The organism is Tistrella mobilis KA081020-065 (genome assembly GCF_000264455.2).
Lineage (GTDB): Bacteria > Pseudomonadota > Alphaproteobacteria > Tistrellales > Tistrellaceae > Tistrella > Tistrella mobilis.
In genome coordinates this window covers 1,886,912-1,903,800 of record NC_017956.1, presented here as the reverse complement: position 1 = coordinate 1,903,800, position 16,889 = coordinate 1,886,912, and the positions used below count along the sequence as shown (strand labels likewise).

At 67.2% G+C, this 16,889-nt stretch carries 16 protein-coding genes and 2 pseudogenes; 13 read left to right on the top strand and 5 right to left on the bottom strand.

Going from position 1 to position 16,889, the window contains the following annotated elements:
• The first annotated feature begins 61 nt into the window (after window positions 1-61).
• Window positions 62-1,045, top strand: a complete 984-nt coding sequence (locus tag TMO_RS08645; RefSeq protein ID WP_014745237.1) for a hypothetical protein — start codon at window positions 62-64, stop codon at window positions 1,043-1,045.
• On the opposite strand, the gene TMO_RS30335 is transcribed toward TMO_RS08645, so the two are convergent.
• Entirely contained in the window at window positions 949-1,419 is a 471-nt protein-coding gene (locus TMO_RS30335) for a helix-turn-helix domain-containing protein (protein ID WP_081598830.1), read from the bottom strand. The two genes, TMO_RS08645 and TMO_RS30335, sit on opposite strands and share 97 nt — an antisense overlap.
• Entirely contained in the window at window positions 1,419-2,222 is an 804-nt protein-coding gene (locus tag TMO_RS08640) for an enoyl-CoA hydratase/isomerase family protein (RefSeq protein WP_014745236.1), read from the bottom strand. Before TMO_RS08640 ends, TMO_RS30335 begins: the two co-directional genes overlap by 1 nt.
• 134 nt (window positions 2,223-2,356) lie before the next feature.
• Here TMO_RS08640 and TMO_RS08635 point away from each other — a divergent pair, with 134 nt between their 5' ends.
• The 10 genes and pseudogenes from TMO_RS08635 to TMO_RS08595 all read left to right on the top strand — a co-directional run bounded on the left by TMO_RS08635 (window position 2,357) and on the right by TMO_RS08595 (window position 12,085).
• Window positions 2,357-3,250: a LysR family transcriptional regulator gene (locus TMO_RS08635; protein WP_014745235.1), complete on the top strand. Its 894-nt coding sequence runs from the start codon at window positions 2,357-2,359 to the stop codon at window positions 3,248-3,250.
• Between the two features lie 154 nt (window positions 3,251-3,404).
• Complete coding sequence (gene pdhA, locus TMO_RS08630) at window positions 3,405-4,427, top strand: pyruvate dehydrogenase (acetyl-transferring) E1 component subunit alpha (protein ID WP_014745234.1); 1,023 nt, start codon at window positions 3,405-3,407, stop codon at window positions 4,425-4,427.
• A gap of 87 nt (window positions 4,428-4,514) precedes the next feature.
• Window positions 4,515-5,510: pseudogene (locus TMO_RS08625) on the top strand (pyruvate dehydrogenase complex E1 component subunit beta); the annotation flags it as partial.
• Window positions 5,511-5,551: 41 nt separating this feature from the next.
• Window positions 5,552-6,949 (top strand): pyruvate dehydrogenase complex dihydrolipoamide acetyltransferase, encoded by a 1,398-nt coding sequence (locus TMO_RS08620; RefSeq protein WP_014745232.1) that lies wholly within the window; start codon window positions 5,552-5,554, stop codon window positions 6,947-6,949.
• A gap of 58 nt (window positions 6,950-7,007) precedes the next feature.
• A pseudogene (locus TMO_RS32125) lies at window positions 7,008-7,226 on the top strand (biotin/lipoyl-containing protein); the annotation flags it as partial.
• A gap of 225 nt (window positions 7,227-7,451) precedes the next feature.
• Entirely contained in the window at window positions 7,452-8,831 is a 1,380-nt protein-coding gene (lpdA, locus tag TMO_RS08615; RefSeq protein WP_041605769.1) for a dihydrolipoyl dehydrogenase, read from the top strand.
• Window positions 8,832-8,965: 134 nt separating this feature from the next.
• Entirely contained in the window at window positions 8,966-9,922 is a 957-nt protein-coding gene (gene lipA, locus TMO_RS08610) for a lipoyl synthase (RefSeq protein WP_014745230.1), read from the top strand.
• A gap of 108 nt (window positions 9,923-10,030) precedes the next feature.
• Window positions 10,031-10,531, top strand: a complete 501-nt coding sequence (locus tag TMO_RS08605; protein WP_014745229.1) for a type II toxin-antitoxin system RatA family toxin — start codon at window positions 10,031-10,033, stop codon at window positions 10,529-10,531.
• Between the two features lie 118 nt (window positions 10,532-10,649).
• Window positions 10,650-11,114: a GyrI-like domain-containing protein gene (locus TMO_RS08600; RefSeq protein WP_014745228.1), complete on the top strand. Its 465-nt coding sequence runs from the start codon at window positions 10,650-10,652 to the stop codon at window positions 11,112-11,114.
• The gene (locus tag TMO_RS08595) at window positions 11,111-12,085 is read left to right on the top strand and encodes a sigma-70 family RNA polymerase sigma factor (RefSeq protein WP_014745227.1); all 975 of its coding nucleotides are present in this window, start codon (window positions 11,111-11,113) and stop codon (window positions 12,083-12,085) included. Before TMO_RS08600 ends, TMO_RS08595 begins: the two co-directional genes overlap by 4 nt.
• 25 nt (window positions 12,086-12,110) lie before the next feature.
• Here TMO_RS08595 and TMO_RS08590 read toward each other — a convergent pair whose 3' ends face one another.
• The 3 genes from TMO_RS08590 to TMO_RS08580 are packed head-to-tail and all read right to left on the bottom strand — an operon-like array spanning window position 12,111 to window position 14,402.
• Window positions 12,111-12,602, bottom strand: a complete 492-nt coding sequence (locus TMO_RS08590) for a CinA family protein (protein ID WP_014745226.1) — start codon at window positions 12,600-12,602, stop codon at window positions 12,111-12,113.
• A 22-nt stretch (window positions 12,603-12,624) separates the two neighbouring features.
• Window positions 12,625-13,146 (bottom strand): phosphatidylglycerophosphatase A, encoded by a 522-nt coding sequence (locus TMO_RS08585; RefSeq protein WP_014745225.1) that lies wholly within the window; start codon window positions 13,144-13,146, stop codon window positions 12,625-12,627.
• Window positions 13,143-14,402 carry a bifunctional 2-C-methyl-D-erythritol 4-phosphate cytidylyltransferase/2-C-methyl-D-erythritol 2,4-cyclodiphosphate synthase gene (locus tag TMO_RS08580; RefSeq protein ID WP_014745224.1) on the bottom strand — a complete coding sequence of 420 codons (1,260 nt, stop codon included), beginning with the start codon at window positions 14,400-14,402 and terminating at the stop codon, window positions 13,143-13,145. Before TMO_RS08580 ends, TMO_RS08585 begins: the two co-directional genes overlap by 4 nt.
• Window positions 14,403-14,589: 187 nt before the next feature.
• Here TMO_RS08580 and dusB point away from each other — a divergent pair, with 187 nt between their 5' ends.
• Window positions 14,590-15,588, top strand: coding sequence for a tRNA dihydrouridine synthase DusB (gene dusB, locus TMO_RS08575; protein ID WP_014745223.1), 999 nt, complete (start codon window positions 14,590-14,592; stop codon window positions 15,586-15,588).
• Entirely contained in the window at window positions 15,585-16,880 is a 1,296-nt protein-coding gene (locus TMO_RS08570) for a two-component system sensor histidine kinase NtrB (protein ID WP_228382285.1), read from the top strand. The genes dusB and TMO_RS08570 overlap by 4 nt, the downstream gene beginning before the upstream one ends.
• Window positions 16,881-16,889 lie beyond the last annotated feature (9 nt).

Below are 16,889 nucleotides of genomic sequence, written 5' to 3'. Positions count from 1 at the left end.
GACGCCTCTGCGTTTTGCGGTAGGCTTTCCATCAGGGGTTCACAGGCGTGGAGCGGCTGCCGTGACGATTTACTTCTCCACCGCCACCCAGGGCCGGGCCATGATTTCGGGCCCGCTGGCGGATGCGGTTCAGACCCTGTTGAACCGGAAAGGGGCGCGTCTGGTCGTCGATGGCCGGTTCGGCCCGGCGAGCGCCCGGGCCATGAATGACTGGCAGACGGGAAGCGGTTTTCCCGTCTCCGCCACCTTTCTCGAGGATGAGTGGCAGTCCCTCTCGACGCTGGGGCCGCTCACCGCCTTCGACCGGGTGCTGAATCCAACCGTCGCCTTCGAGGGCACCTATTTCACCGGTGCGGTGGGGGCCTTCGATTCGGGCGGACTTACCTGGGGCATTCTCGGCTTCACCCTGTCCTCAGGGGCGCTGGAGCAGCTGTTCTCGGATATCGAGATCAGAGCCCCCGGGCTGATTGCCGGCATCTTCGGGGATGAATACGATCAGATGATGCAGGCCCTGCCGCTCCGCGGCCAGGCTGCGGTCGACTGGGCGAAGACAATTTCGACGGGGGCCAACAACACCCGATTGATTGATCCATGGGCGGGCCATTTCTCCGCCCTTGGCAATCAGGGGGCGGCCAAATCGGTTCAGATGGACCATGCCTTCGCAACCTGGTTCGGCCGGGCGGTCGGCTATCTCAGCCGCTATATGTCGGGGCGGCAGGTCTCTCTGCTCGACATCGCCTTCTGGTTCGATGTCGCGGTACAGACCGGTGTGAGCAGTGCAGTTTCGGCCGATCTGCTGGCGGTCGATACGGCCGGGCTCGATAATGCCGCCTGCCGGGCAGCCTTTGCGCAGGTCATCGCCAACCACGCCGCCGCCCAGTGGCGGAACGACGTGCTGAGCCGCAAGATGACCTTTGCCACCGGTCGGGGCACGGTCCATGGGGCGGTTTATGACCTTGCGGACTGGGGGATCACCGATGAGGTGGTGCCGACGCCCGACGCGGAGACCCGGCCGGTGTTGTCGGTGATGTTCGCCGCCAGCTGATCATCGCTTGCTGCGCGAATGGCGGCGGCCAGGGCGGCGACTGCCTTCAGATATTGCACGCGGGCTGGCGAGTTCTCGGGCAGCGTGGAGAGCGCTGCCTGCAGGGCCATCACTTCGCGATCATCCGTGGCGGCGGCCTGTCGGGGTGACTCGATGTCGAGAAGATGGCTTGCGGTGGTGTTCAGCAACCGCGCAAGCGCCGGAATTGCTGCGGCTGGCACACGATTGACGCCGCGTTCGTATTTCTGGACCTGCTGAAAGGTGATCTCCAGGACGTTGGCGACGTCGCTCTGACTGAAGCCGCGCAGCCGGCGTAATCTCTTGATCTTCTGGCCGAGTATCACGTCGGCCTGACTGACGAGTCTGCCTGCCATTACCGGTCTCCATCCTGCCGGGAAGGGGTCTTGTCGAGAAAGCGGGCGAGCCTGGGCCCCGCCTCGCCAAAATCACCCAGGCTCGAATAGCCGTAGAGGGTTTCCAATCTGAGGGCGTCGTCGAGGGGGCGGCCGATCAGTTCCAGCACGGTCTCCTTGGCCGAGCGGACGGCGGTGCGGCCATTGGCCCGGATGCGTGCGGCCGTCTCCAGCGCGACGGTCATGAGGTCAGCGCGCGGCACCACCCGGGAGACCAGGTGCAGACGCAAGGCTTCGGCCGCGTCGACCGGTCGGCCGGTCAGGGTGAGATCGAGCGCCGTGCCGATGCCGGCGATGGCCGAAAGGCGCACGAGCCCGCCATCGCCCTGGTGCAGGCCATAGCGCAGCTCGAAGATGCCGAAGCTGGCATCCTCTGCGGCAATGCGGATGTCGCAGGCAAGAGCAAGTTCGAACCCGCCACCGATGACATGGCCGTGCAGGGCCGCCACCACCGGTTTGACCAGGCGATGGCGGCCGCGGGTGAGCCCGCCGCCGATGCCGGTTGGCGCATTGCGGCGCGGCGCCATCATGTCGGCACCCTGCCAGCGCGGAATGAAGCTCTTCAGATCGGCACCGGAACAGAAGGCCCGACCTTCACCCGAAAGCACGGCGACATCCGCCGCATCATCCGCCGCGAAGCGGTCCCAGGCGACGGCCAGGGCATCATTGAGCCGATCGTCGAGCGCGTTCAGCGCTTCGGGCCGGTTCATGGTGATCCGGGCGATGCCCTCCTCAACCATGTACAGCACCAGATCTTCGCGCATTGCCGGGGCCTCCTGAGCGGTGATGGCGCCTGTTACCAGGGCGTTCTCTGGCGCCATCATAGAAAGCAGCCTAAACTTAAGGAAAATGGATTATCTGGATCTTATCGATCTGAAAATTGGATGGAGGAACCGCCGTGACCCTCAGGCAATTGCGCTATCTGATCGCGGTGGTGGCGGCAGGCAGCATCACCGGCGGCGCACGCTCTCTGAACGTTTCTCAACCGGCGCTCTCGGCCGGATTGGCGGCGCTGGAAGATGAACTCGGTACGTCACTGCTGGAGCGGCAGCGCGGCGCCGTGCGGCTGACGGCTCTGGGGCGCCGGTTCCATCGGCGTGCACTCGGTATCGTGCGTGATGCCGATCTTGCGCGTCAGGAAGTGCGGCGTGGTCTGGAGCAGAGCGTGTTGACTCTGGGCGTGCTGCCGACCGTGCCGATGGGGCTGGTTCTGGGGCTGGCGGAGGCCTTGCACCGGCATCTGCCGGCGGTGGAATTGACCATCCGTGAAGCGCGGGAACCACGGCTTGCCGAGGCGGTGGGGCTGGGACGGATGGATGCAGCCTTGACCATCTCGGATCGTGCGGCCGATGGCTGGTGGGTGCCGGTGCGGGACGATCCGCTGGCGGTGGTGTGCCCGCCCGGCCATGATTTCGCCCGGCGCGGCTCGGTGCGGGTGGCCGATCTGGACGGGGAGGCCTTCGTTTTGCGTATGCATTGCGAGCGGGGCAGGGATGCGCAGGGGCTGCTCGATTCGCGTGGTATCCGGCTTCGCCCGTCCTTTGCCACGGATCAGGACGCACGAGCCTTTGCTGCAGTGCGGGCCGGGTTGGGCGTGACGATCGCTCCGCGGACGCTGGTACCGGAAGGTCTTGGTTTCGTTGCGATTGAAGATCTGGGGCTCACCCGTCGTCTGGGCTTGCAGCTGTCGGTCGGTCTTGATGAACGCTTGTCGGGCGCTCTGGTTGCTGCGCTGCGAGATGCCGAAGCCGCGCAGATGGCCATTCCAGACGCGAATGTGTCAATTAACTGAGGATAAGTTAATCATCTCTATTGCGCCGCAGCACAAGGATTTGCGCCCCCTGTTTCGCTTGCCAGCGGCGGATGCGGGGCTTAGGTTCAACTCCACCTAGGCGCTCCGGAGCCGGCTCGTGCGGCTCCCGCGCGTCACATCCGGGGAGGACCGCATGGCGACTTCGCGCCGTAAGCCCTCGGGCTCGCAGAGCAACGCGCTCGCGCCCGAGAACAGCACCATCGAACAGCTGGTCCACTACTACCGAGAGATGCTCCTGATCCGGCGCTTCGAGGAAAAGGCCGGCCAGATGTACGGCATGGGCCTGATCGGCGGCTTCTGCCACCTCTATATCGGCCAGGAAGCCGTCGTGATCGGCATGCAGGGCAGCCTGGTCGACGGCGACAGCGTCGTCACCAGCTACCGCGACCACGGCCATATGCTCGCCTGCGGCATGGAAGCCCGCGGCGTGATGGCTGAACTCACCGGCCGCCGCGACGGATATTCGCGTGGCAAGGGCGGCTCGATGCATATGTTTTCGGTCGAGAAGGGCTTCTTCGGCGGCCATGGCATCGTGGCGGCCCAGGTGCCGATCGGCACCGGCCTCGGCTTCGCGCACAAGTACAAGGAAGACGGCAAGGTCGCCGTCACCTATCTGGGCGACGGCGCGGTCAATCAGGGCCAGGTGTACGAGAGCTTCAACATGGCGAGCCTCTGGCACCTGCCGGTGGTCTATGTCATCGAGAACAATCTCTACGGCATGGGCACCTCGGTGGCGCGGGCCAGCGCGGTCACTGAACTTTACCGCCGCGGTGAGAGCTTCGGCATCCCGGGTTTCGCAGTTGACGGCATGGATGTGCGGACCGTGCGTGGTGCTGCCGAATTCGCCGTCGAGCATGCCCGCAGCGGCAAGGGTCCGATCCTGCTGGAGATGAAGACCTACCGATTCCGCGGCCATTCGATGTCCGACCCGGCCAAGTACCGGTCCAAGGACGAACTGAACCGCATGAAGGCCGAGCGCGACCCGATCGAACTGGTCAAAAAGCTGCTGATCGATAGCGGTGAATGGGACGAGGCGAAGCTCAAGGGCATCGACCGCGAGATCAAGGACATCGTGGTGGATGCCGCCGATTTCGCCCAGGAGAACCCCGAGCCCGATCCGTCGGAGCTGTGGACGGACGTGCTGGTCGAGAGCTGATCGAGGCTCTGCCGGTTCAAGGTTTTCACAGGAGACCGGGGCAGGGTGCGTCGGCGCCGCTCTGGTGACGGATTTCAGAGAGAAACGGGTCCATACATGCCGAAGATCACGGTACGCGAGGCGCTGCGCGACGCCATGGCCGAAGAGATGCGCCGGGACGGCGACGTCTTCGTGATGGGCGAAGAGGTCGCCGAATATCAGGGCGCCTACAAGGTCACCCAGGGTCTGCTCGACGAATTCGGGGCGAAGCGGGTGGTCGACACCCCGATCACCGAACACGGCTTTACCGGCCTTGCCGTCGGCGCCGCCATGCGCGGCCTGAAGCCGATCGTCGAATTCATGACCTTCAACTTCGCCATGCAGGCGATCGATCAGATCATCAACTCTGCCGCCAAGACCAATTACATGTCCGGCGGTCAGATGCGCTGCCCGATCGTGTTCCGCGGCCCCAACGGTGCGGCGGCGCGCGTGGCGGCCCAGCACAGCCAGGACTATGCCAGCTGGTATGCCCATGTTCCCGGGCTGATCGTCATCGCCCCCTGGTCGGCGGCGGATGCCAAGGGCCTGCTGAAGGCCGCCATCCGCAATCCGAACCCGGTCATCTTCCTTGAGAACGAGATCCTCTACGGTCAGAGCTTCGAAGTGCCGGACGACGACGACCATGTGGTCGAGATCGGCAAGGCCGCGATCGTGCGCGAGGGGCGGGACGTGACCATCACCGCCTGGTCGATCAATGTCGGCAAGGCGCTGGAAGCCGCGGATAAGCTGGCGGAAGAGGGGATCGAGGCCGAGGTCATCGACCTGCGTACGATCCGCCCGCTCGACGTCGACACCATCGTCGCTTCGGTGAAGAAGACCAATCGCCTGGTGACGGTCGAGGAAGGCTGGCCGACGGCCGGCATGGGCGCCGAGCAGGCTGCGCTGATGATGGAGCACGCCTTCGATCATCTGGATGCGCCGGTGATCCGGGTCTGCGGCAAGGATGTGCCGCTGCCCTATGCCGCCAATCTCGAGAAGCTGGCCCTGCCGCAGCCCGACGACATCGTCGAGGCCGCCAAGCGCGCCGTCGGCTACGAATTCTGAGCCGGCATCGCCGGACCCCATCGAGAATCCGAGGACCGAACATGGCTCAGACCATCCTGATGCCGGCCCTGTCGCCGACCATGACCGAAGGCACGCTCGCCAAGTGGCTGGTGTCGGCCGGCGACAAGATCGAAAGCGGACAGGTGATCGCCGAAATCGAGACCGACAAGGCCACCATGGAGGTGGAAGCGGTCGACGAAGGCGTGCTGGCGGAGATCCTGGTGCCGGAAGGCACCGAGAATGTGGCCGTGAACACGCCGATCGCCGTGCTCAAGGAAGAGGGCGACGACGATGCAGCAGTGGCGGAAGCTGCCGCCGGTGCCGGCGCGCCTGCGCCCGCCGCCAAGGCGGAAGAGGCCGAGGCCGAAGGTGACGATGCGGGTGAGGCGGAAGTAGCAGCAGCACCCGCTCCCAAGGCGTCGGCGAAGCCGGCGGCCGATGGCGAGGGCGGCCGGATCAAGGCGAGCCCGCTCGCCCGCCGCATCGCGTCGGAGGCGGGACTTGACCTCTCCGGTGTTGAGGGCACCGGTCCGCATGGCCGGATCGTGAAGGCCGATGTCGAGGCGGCGATCGCATCGGGTGCAAAGCCGGCCGAGGCGCCGAAAGCCCCGGGCCGCAGCGACGCTGCTCCGGCCGCCGAGGCGCCCAAGGCGACCCCGGCGCCGGCCCAGCAGACCGGTGGCGGCTACAGCGTGGCGGCGATCTCGGCCGCGGCTTCTGCCCAGACCCGCGATCTGGTCGACAAGCTGGGCATGCCGTATGAGGCCGAGGCCAATAACGGCATGCGCAAGACCATCGCCCGCCGCCTGCTCGACGCCAAGCAGACCGTGCCGCATTTCTACCTGACGGTGGACTGCGTCATCGACCGGCTGCTGGCGGTGCGCAAGGAGCTGAACGAGCGTGCCGGCGACGGCGTGAAGATCAGCGTCAATGATTTCGTGGTGCGGGCCAGCGCCCTGTCGCTGCGCAAGGTGCCGGCGGCCAATGCGGCCTGGACCGACGAGGCGGTGCTGCGCTTCAAGGATGTCGACGTCTCGGTGGCCGTTGCGATCGACGGCGGGCTGATCACCCCGATCATCCGCAAGGCCGATACCAAGGGTCTGGCCGCGATCTCGTCCGAGATGCGCGACCTCGCCACCCGTGCCCGCGACGGCAAGCTGAAGCCCGAGGAGTATCAGGGCGGGACCTTCTCGGTCTCTAACCTCGGCATGTACGGGATCAGGGAGTTCTCGGCGATCATCAACCCGCCGCAGTCGGCGATCCTGGCCGCCGGTGCCGCCGAGCAGCGGCCGGTGGTGAAGGATGGTGCGCTGGCGATCGCGACGGTGATGACGGTTACACTCTCCTGCGACCACCGGGTGGTGGACGGCGCCGTCGGCGCCCAGTTCCTGGCCGCCTTCAAGAAGCTGATCGAGGACCCGCTGTCGATGCTGCTCTGAGCGGCATCCCGCGGTTCATCCTTCGAGACACACACGAGACGGACGGGAGACCCATCCCATGCCGATCAAGGTTCTGATGCCGGCGCTGTCGCCGACCATGACCGAAGGCACCCTGGCCCGCTGGCTGGTCAAGGAAGGCGACACGATCGAAAGTGGTCAGGTGATCGCCGAGATTGAGACCGACAAGGCCACCATGGAGGTCGAGGCGGCGGACGAGGGCGTGCTGGCGAAGATCGTGGTACCGGAAGGCACCGAGAACGTCGCGGTCAATGCCCTGATTGCGGTCCTCGCCGATGAAGGCGAGGATCCGGCCGAGGCGGCAAAGGCCGCTGCCGGCGGTGCCGAGGCGCCGAAGGAAGCTACCAAGGCTGCCGAGGCCGCGAAGAAGCCCGAATCCCCGAAGAAGCCCGAGGCTCCGAAGAAGGCCGAGGCGCCCAAGGCCGAAGCGAAGAAGCCGGCGCCGAAGACGGCCTCGGGGCCGAAGAGCGGCGACGACTATGACGTGATCGTGATCGGCGGCGGCCCCGGCGGCTATGTCGCGGCGATCCGCGCCGGCCAGCTGGGCCTGCGCACGCTGGTGGTCGAGGAAAAGCACCTGGGTGGCATTTGCCTGAACTGGGGCTGCATCCCGACCAAGGCGCTGCTGCGGGCGGCCGAGGTGTGGACCCTGGTCAACCATGCCAGGGAATTCGGCATCACGGTCGAGAAGCCGAGCTTCGATCTGTCCGCGATCGTCAAGCGCAGCCGTGACGTGGCCAAGACCCTGTCGCAGGGCGTGGCTCATCTGCTGAAGAAGAACAAGGTCGAGGTTGCCGACGGCCGCGGCCGTCTGAACGGCCCTGGCAAGGTCGTGATCGAGGGCGCGAAGGGCAAGCGCAGCGTCACCGCCGATCACATCATTCTGGCGACCGGCGCCCGTGCCCGCGTGGTCAAGGGGCTGGAGCCCGATGGCGAGCGGGTCTGGACCTACCGCGAAGCCATGGTGCCCGAGAGTCTGCCCAAGTCGCTGCTGGTGGTCGGCTCCGGCGCGATTGGCATCGAATTCGCGAGCTTCTATCGCGCGCTCGGCGTCGAGGTGACCGTGGTCGAACTGCTCGACCGCATCCTGCCGGTGGAGGATGCCGAGATTTCGGGTCTCGCTCGCAAGGCCTTCGAAAAGCAGGGGATGAAGATCCTCACCGGCACCCAGGTCAAGGCGCTCGACAAGGGCAGGGACGGGGTGACCGCAACGCTCGAAGACGGCAAGGGCAAGACGCAGAGCCTGAAGGTCGACCGCGTTATCGTGGCGATCGGCATCGTCGGCAACACCGAGGATCTGGGGCTGGAGACGACGAAGGTGAAGGTCGAGAAGGGCCAGATCCAGGTCGGTCCGTATCTCGAAACCGACGAGCCGGGCATCTATGCGATCGGCGACGTGGCCGGCGCACCCTGGCTGGCTCACAAGGCCTCGCATGAAGGCGTGATCTGTGTCGAGGCCTTCGCCGGCGTCGAGCATGTCCACCCGATGACCCGCGAGAACATTCCCGGCTGCACCTATGCCACGCCGCAGGTGGCATCGGTCGGCATGACCGAAGCCAAGGCGAAAGAGGCCGGTTACGACGTCAAGGTCGGCCGCTTCCCCTATCGGGGCAATGGCAAGGCCCTCGCCCTGGGTGAACCCGAAGGGCTGGTCAAGACGGTGTTCGACGCGAAGACGGGCGAGCTGCTGGGCGCCCATATGATCGGTGCCGAGGTGACCGAGCTGATCCAGGGCTACACGGTCGCCAAGACCATGGAAGGCACCGAGCTCGACCTGATGCACACCATCTTCCCGCATCCCACCCTGTCCGAGATGATGCACGAGTCCGTGCTTGACGCCTTCGGACGGGCCATCCATTTCTAACCCGAAATACCCTCAGCGCCCTGCGACAGGCACGCCTGTGGCGCGGTCGACTGTGGTATGCTCGACCAAAGGCCCGGCTCCCGATCGCCGGTCGGGGCCGGGCCTCAACCCATCCAGGCCGGGGGACATCGCACGTGGCCGTGATCATCCATCCCGTCGAGACGGCGCCAGCCAGCACCACGCCAGCCCAGCGTCAGCGTAAGCCCGACTGGATTCGCGTCAAGGCGCCGACCTCGCCACAGGTGGCGGAGATGCGCCAGCGCATGCGGCGCCTCAACCTCTTCACCGTCTGCGAAGAGGCTGCCTGCCCGAATATCGGCGAGTGCTGGACCCAGAAGCACGCCACCGTGATGATCCTGGGCGACATCTGCACCCGTGCCTGTCGGTTCTGCAATGTCGCAACCGGCATGCCTCGCGCGGTGGACCCGGACGAGCCCGCACATCTGGCGGAAGCGGTGGCCGAGATGGGGCTGGCGCATGTGGTGGTGACCTCGGTCGATCGCGACGATCTCGACGATGGCGGCGCCGGCCAGTTCGTCCAGGTGATCCGCCGTATCCGCGAGATGTCGCCCGAGACCACCATCGAAGTTCTGACCCCCGATTTCCAGCGCAAGAAGGGCGCGCTTCAGGCGGTGGCCGAGGCGCGGCCGGATGTCTTCAACCACAACCTGGAAACCGTGCCGCGGCTCTATGCCGATGTCCGGCCAGGTGCGCGTTATTTCCACTCGCTCAAGATCCTGTCGATGGTGAAGGATGTCGACCCCTCGATCTTCACCAAGTCGGGCATCATGGTCGGCCTGGGTGAGACCAAGGGCGAGGTTCATCAGGTGATGAACGATCTGCGCGCCGCGGATGTCGACTTCATGACCATCGGCCAGTATCTGCAGCCGACGCCCAAACATCTGCCGGTCGACCGCTTCGTCACGCCCGAGGAGTTCCAGTCCTATGCGACCATGGGGCGGGCCAAGGGTTTCCTGCTGGTGTCGTCCAGCCCGCTGACCCGTTCGTCGCATCACGCCGACAAGGACTTCGCGCAGCTGAAGGCCGCACGCGAGGCGCAGCTTGCAGCGGGTGCCGCTCAGACCGTATAGAGAGACGGTCCGCCGCGGCGCCGTGGCAGCAGCCCCCGCATCGCGCGGGGGAGCTGCCCGGCTGCCGTCTGCCCGACGATTCTCGCCAACGGGAGTTAGCGTTCGACGATGCCGTCCTTCAGCGAAAAGCGCGTACTGCCCTACGCGCCCGACCAGCTTTTCGACCTCGTTGCCGCCGTCGACCGCTATCCGGAATTCCTCCCCTGGTGCATCGCCTCACGCATCCGCACGCGTGAGAGCTTCACCGATGCCGAGGGGCACAAGCGCGAGCGCATGGAGGCCGATCTGGTGATCGGCTTCAAGATGATCCGCGAGCGTTTCACCTCGAAGGTCGAACTCCTGCGCCCGCATGAGGTGCTGGTGACCGACGTGACCGGGCCGTTCGAACATCTGCGCAATCGCTGGTGTTTCGAGCCGCATCCCGAAGGTTGCCTGGTCGATTTCGAAGTCGATTTCAAATTCCGCTCGCGCCTGCTCGACAATGTGATGGGCGCGCTGTTCGGCGAGGCCACCCGGCGCATGGTCAAGGCTTTCGAGGCCCGGGCCGCTGATCTTTACGGCCGCGAGCCTCTGCATCGCGGCCAGGCGCCACGGCCGGCCGAGCCCTGATCCCGGCCCGTCCTCCGCGGCTTCTCGATTTTTCGATGTGACATCGCGATCAGGGATGTCACAGGATGTCCGGGGTGGACGTCTTTCTGGCAGCGTCTCCCTGTCGAAGGACGATCCGATGACCGACATCGCCACGCCGCCTCCGGGTTTCAGCCGCTGCCGCTCCGGCGGTTTTGCCGTGACCGGCCTTGCTGCCATCGTCTCGAATGACGATCCGGATGCGATCGGCGCCCTGTGGGGGCGCTGGTTTGCGGAGCGGCCGCTGGAGGGGCGGCCCTGCGCCGAGGCTGCGACCTTTGCCGTCTATGATCGGTATCAGGGCGACCACAGCGCCCCGTTCCGGCTGACCATCGGCCGGGTTCTGGTGCCCGGTCTGGCGGTGCCGGACGGGCTGATCCGGATCGATCTGGCCGCGGCCGATTTTCTGGTGCTGCAGACCGCCGGCCCGCAGCCGGCGGCGCTGGCCGCGGGCTGGGCCAGGATCTGGCAAACCCTGCCCGACCGCGCCTTTCGGGCCGATTTCGACAGATGGCCGGATGCCGAGCCGGACCGGGCGGACATTCATGTGGAGCTGCGCGCATGAGCCTGACCACAAGCGCCATGCCGGGACCCTCCGCAGCCCGAACCGATGCCTTTCTCGCCCATGCACCGGCGGCCTGGGCGCAGGCCTACCGGCTCACCGGCAGCTCGGCCGACGCCGATGATGTGATGCAGGATGCCTGGCTGCGCTGGCAGCGGGCGGAAACCGGCACCGAGGCCGGCCGGCCGCGTGAACCGCGGGCCTTTCTGCTGTCGGTGGCGACCCGGCTTGCACTCGACCGCTTGCGCAGCCGCCGGCGTGCCCGGACCGGCTATCCCGGCCCCTGGCTGCCGGAGCCGCTGGTGTCCGACATCGTGCCGCCCGAGGCGGGCCTCATCGAGACGACCGAGACCCTGTCGCTGGCGCTGCTCCGGCTGATGGAGCGGGTGCCGCCATCGGAACGCGCTGCCCTGCTTCTGGTCGAGGTGGCGGAGATGGAGGCCGACGAGGCGGCCGATGCGCTCGGCATCACCCCCGTGGCATTGCGTCAGCGGCTGTCGCGCGCCCGGCGCCGCCTGACGGCCGCCCGGGCGGAGCTGCCGGCGGCGGCAGATCCGCTGCTCGACCGCAGCCCCGGCAGTGGCAGCGCCGATCCCGAGGCGGCGCGTGCGCTTGCCGAAGCGGTTCTGCAAGCGGTGGCAAGCGGCGACGAGGTCATGCTCCGGCGCCTGTTCGCCCCTGAAATCGTGCTGGAGAGCGATGGCGGGGGCAAGGCGGCGGCGGCGCTCAACCCCATCCGCGGCATCGACAAGGTGGTGCGGTTCCTGATCTCGATCACCCGCAAGCACCCGGCGCAGGGCGTGCGCCTCGCCCTGGTTAACGGCGCACCCGGCTTCATTCAGGATTTTCCCGACGGCAGCATGAGCGTCAGCGCGCTCGTCCCCGACGGGCAGGGGCGGGTGGGCGCCATCCTGACGATGCGCAATCCCGACAAACTCGGCGCCGTCCGCCGTCTGCTCGATGGGCGCGGCTGACCACCCGTCGGGGCTCCGGCCGGGGTCAGTCCGCCAGGGCGTCGAGCAGCATGTCGAGCGCCACCGCGACGCTCTGCGCCCGCACGGCCTGACGGTCGCCCGGGAAGACATGCCGGCGATGGGTGACCGTGCCGCCGCGCCGCGCGCAGGCGAGATAGACCAGTCCCACGGGCTTGGTGGGCGTGGCGCCGCCGGGCCCGGCAATGCCGGTGATCGACACGGCAAGATCGGCACGCGACCGGGCAATGCCACCGGTCGCCATCGCTTCGGCGACCGGCCGGCTCACCGCGCCTTCGGCCTCGATCAAGGCTGCCGGAACGCCGACCATCTCGGTCTTGGCCTCGTTGGAATAGGTCACGAAGCCGCGATCGACCACATCCGAAGAGCCGGCGACGGCGGTGAGCGTGCCGGCAACCAACCCGCCGGTGCAGCTTTCGACCGTGGCGATCTTCAGGCCGCGGTCCCGCGCACGGGACAGAACAAGCTCTGCGGTCTCGATCAGGCTGTCAGTGAGCATAGGCAGGTGCTCCGGCGTGCGATCAAAGGGCAATGCCGGCCATGTCGAGGCCGGAGGCCAAAGCGACGAGCAACAGAATGGCGTAGACCCCGGCGATCAGGTCGTCGAGGATCACGCCCAGTGCGCCGCGGACATGGCGGTCGGCCCATCCTACCGGAAAGGGTTTGGCGATGTCGAAGGCACGGAAAGCGATGAAGGCCGCAAGCCACCAGTGCCAGTCGCCGAGCCGCCCGAGAGGGGCCAGTGCTGCCAGCGTAATCCAGAGGCCGGCCAGTTCGTCGATGACCACGCGTCCGGGGTCGTGGACCCCGTCATGAGCGGTGACCAGGCGGATGGCCCACCAGCCGGCGATGACCGCAAGCAGGGCACCGATCAGCAGCGCCGGGGCACCGCCCGCCCAGGCGACCGGGATGCCGATGGCCAGGGCGGCGACGGTGCCGACGGTGCCGGGTGCGCGCGGGGCGTTGCCGCTGCCGAGCACGGTCGCGATCAGCTCTGCCGGATGATGGGCCGGCAGATGCTCGCGATGGCGGCGGGGGCTCAAACCACCGGCTCCGGAGCGGAGAGATCGGGGAGCAGCACCGTGGCGGTCGCCATGGCCGCCAGTCCCTCGCGGCGGCCCGTGAAGCCCAGCTGCTCGGTGGTGGTGGCCTTGACCCCGATCCGTGCGGGCGGCAGTCCGGTCAATTCGGCAAGGCGGCGGCGCATCGCCTCGCGATGAGGACCGACCTTCGGTCGCTCGCCGATGATGGTCACGTCACAATGCACCAGCCGGCCGCCCATCGCGCCCATCAGGGCCAGGGCGTGGATCAGGAACCGGTCGGACGAAGCGCCGCGCCAGCGGGCATCCGTCGGCGGAAAATGACGGCCGATATCATCGGCGGCGATGGCACCCAGCACCGCATCGGTCAACGCATGCAGGGCGACATCCGCATCGGAATGCCCGGACAGCCCCTGATCATGCGGCACAGGAACACCGCAGAGCCAGACATGGTCGCCGGGGGCGAAAGCGTGGACATCGAAGCCGCTGCCGGTGGCCGGGAGCAGGGTGGCCGTCTGACCGCGCCGCGCCAGCAACTGCCGGGCCCTGTCCATATCCGCGGTCGTGGTGATCTTGAAGGCGGCTTCGTCGCCGTCGACCAGCCGGACGGCATGGCCGGCCGCCTCCATCACGGCCGCATCATCGGTCAGCGCGCGGGGCAGCGTGTGTCCGGCCGCGGCGCGATGAGCCGCAAGCAGCAGGTCGAGCCGTGCCCCTTGAGGGGTTTGCGCCCGCCAGAGGCCGTCGCGCGACACGGTCCCGGCGACCGTCATCGCCTCGCCCCGCTTCAGCGTGTCGGTGACGGCGAGTGCCGGCAGGGCTGCCGGCGCGTCACCCAGGGCATTCAGGACCCTGTCGATCATCCCGGCCGGCAGGAAGGGGCGGGCGGCGTCGTGAACCAGCACGAAATCGATGTCACCACGCGCCGCCAGTGCTTCCAGGCCGAGGCGCACCGAATCCTGTCGCTCCGCGCCGCCGATGACCGGCGGCGCCACCTCCAGCCCTGCCAACGCCCGGTCGTGCAGGTCCCGGTCATCCGGCCCGATCACGACCTGGACGAGATCGATCCGCGGGTGGGCAAGAAAGGCTGCGGCGGCGTGGGCGAGCAGGGCGCGGCCCCCAAGGGCCTGATACTGCTTGGGAACACCGCCGCCGAACCGCCGGCCGCGTCCGGCCGCGACGATGAGTGCCGCCGCGCGGCCACGCGGCGGAGCGTCGCCGACGGCATCGTCGGATGGCTGCGGCCGGGTCGGGGTCATCTGGCGCATCTCCTGGTCGGGCAGGGCGGGGTGGGGCTTCGAAACACCGCAGTGTCCTTCGATACCGGGGTCGGCCGATGGTTGCAAGCGCGGCCGACGCTTGCACCGCGCGGGCCGGCTCAATACACTTCGCCTAAACTTTATGCACTCAGCTCGGGCAATTGCCCAGCCCATGACCAGGAACCCGATGATCGATCGGCTTTTCTCACCCGACAGAGCTGCACCTCCGGTGCTGCTGGCACCCATGGCCGGTGTGACCGACCGTCCGTTTCGGACGATGGTGCGGCGCTTCGACGTGTCGGCGACGGTGTCCGAGATGATCGCCGGCGGCACCCTGGTCGAGGGGTGCCGTCGCACCCTGTCGATGATCGACCTGGCGGGTGAGCCGGGGCCGGTCGCGGTCCAGCTGGCGGGGCGCGACCCCGAGGTGATGGCCGAGGCGGCGGAGAAGGCTGTCGAGGCGGGGGCGGCCTGGATCGATATCAACATGGGCTGTCCGGCAAAGAAGGTGACCAGTGGCGCCTGCGGCGCCGCATTGATGCGCGAACCCGACCGTGCCGAGGCCATCGTTCGGGCCGTGATCCGTGCGGCCGGCCCGGTGCCCGTCACGGTCAAGATGCGGCTGGGCTGGGCCGAAGGTGAACTCTCGGCGCCCGATCTGGCTGCACGGCTTGAACAGATCGGAGTCGCGATGATCACCGTGCACGGCCGAACGCGCGCCCAGTTCTACAAAGGTTCGGCCGATCCCGCGGGCATCGCGGCAGTGCGGCGGCGGGTTCGCGTGCCCCTGATCGCCAATGGTGACGTTGCAAGCCCTGCCGATGCGCGGCGGCTTCTGGATCGAACCGGTGCGGACGGGGTGATGATCGGACGCGCCACTCTGGGGCGTCCGTGGCTGCCGGCAATGGTGATGGCGGGGCTGGCGGGGCGTAGCGTCGCCATGCCGGACACGGCTGCCATCTGGTCGCTTGCCCGGGCGCATTATGATCTGGCACTCGACCACTACGGCGAGGCCCATGGCCGCCGGGTGGTGCGCAAGCATCTCGACGCCTATGCGACCGTTGCCGGCGCCGGCCGGGCGATACGCGACCATCTTGTCCGTGCCGAGCAGCCGGACGACGTACGTGCCGTGCTCGATCGCCTTGCGCTGGGCGATCTTCCGGCAGATTTCGGAGTGGCCGCATGAGTGATCCCATCCTCCGGCACCCCGATCTTCTTAACCACGACACCCCCGATCCCGAGGATCCCGTCCGTGATGTGGACGGGACCGCGGACGACGGCCCCTCCACGCCCGCGGACGGGGGCCAGGACCCCGTCGGCAGCCCCCGCCAGCGCATGTGGAAAGGTCTGGCCCAGACCATGGCTCTGACCAGCTTCGGCCGGAAACGCCGGCCCTCCAAATCGTCCGTCCCGGGCGATGCGATTCTCGACGCCTTGCCGCACCCGGTTCTGGTGGTGGCCAATGACGACCGGATCCTCTATGGCAATCCGGCTGCGGAGCAGTTTTTCGGCACCGGCATCTCGGTGCTGATCGGCTCGGCGCTGACCGAGTTCATCCGCTATGACAGCCCGCTGATGGACATCATCCGCAAATGCTTCCTGCATGGCGGATCCAGCCTGAACGAATACGACATCGTGATCGACGGGCCGCGGACCGGCAGTCGGCTGGTCGATGCGCAGGTGGCCCCGCTGCCTGATCAGGGTGCCCCCGCGGTGCTGCTGTCGCTGATCGAGCGGTCGATGGCCCATAAGATCGACCGGCAACTGACCCATCGGGGCGCCGCCCGATCGATCACCGGCATGGCCATGGCGCTGGCCCACGAGATCAAGAACCCGCTTTCGGGCATCCGCGGTGCCGCACAGCTGCTGGAGTACAATGTCGCCGAGGGCGACCGCATGCTCACCCAGCTGATCTGCAAGGAGGCCGATCGGATCGTGAACCTGATCGGCCGGATGGAGCAGTTTTCCGACGGCCGACCGATCGAGCGGGAGCCGGTAAACATCCACGTGGTGCTGGAACATGTCCGCCGCCTGGCCCAGAACGGTTTCGCGAGCCATGTCCGGTTCATCGAGCAGTACGACCCCTCGCTGCCGCCGGTCTACGGCCATCACGACATGCTGGTGCAGATCTTCCTGAACCTGGTGAAGAACGCCGCCGAAGCCGTTCCGGAAGAGGGCGGAGAAATCACGCTCACCACCGCCTTCCAGCATGGTTTGCGTGTCCAGGTGCCGGGCAGCCGTGACCGGCTGGACCTGCCGCTGGTGGTGACGGTGCAGGATAACGGCCAGGGCGTGCCCGAGGATATCCGGGCCAATCTGTTCGATCCTTTCGTGACCACCAAACCCTCGGGTACCGGCCTCGGCCTGTCGCTGGTCGCCAAGGCGGTCAACGATCATGGCGGGGTGATCGAGGTCGACAGCCGCCCCCGGCGCACCGTGTTCAAGGTGATGCTGCCCATGTACAACCCCAAGGCCTGAAGGAACGAC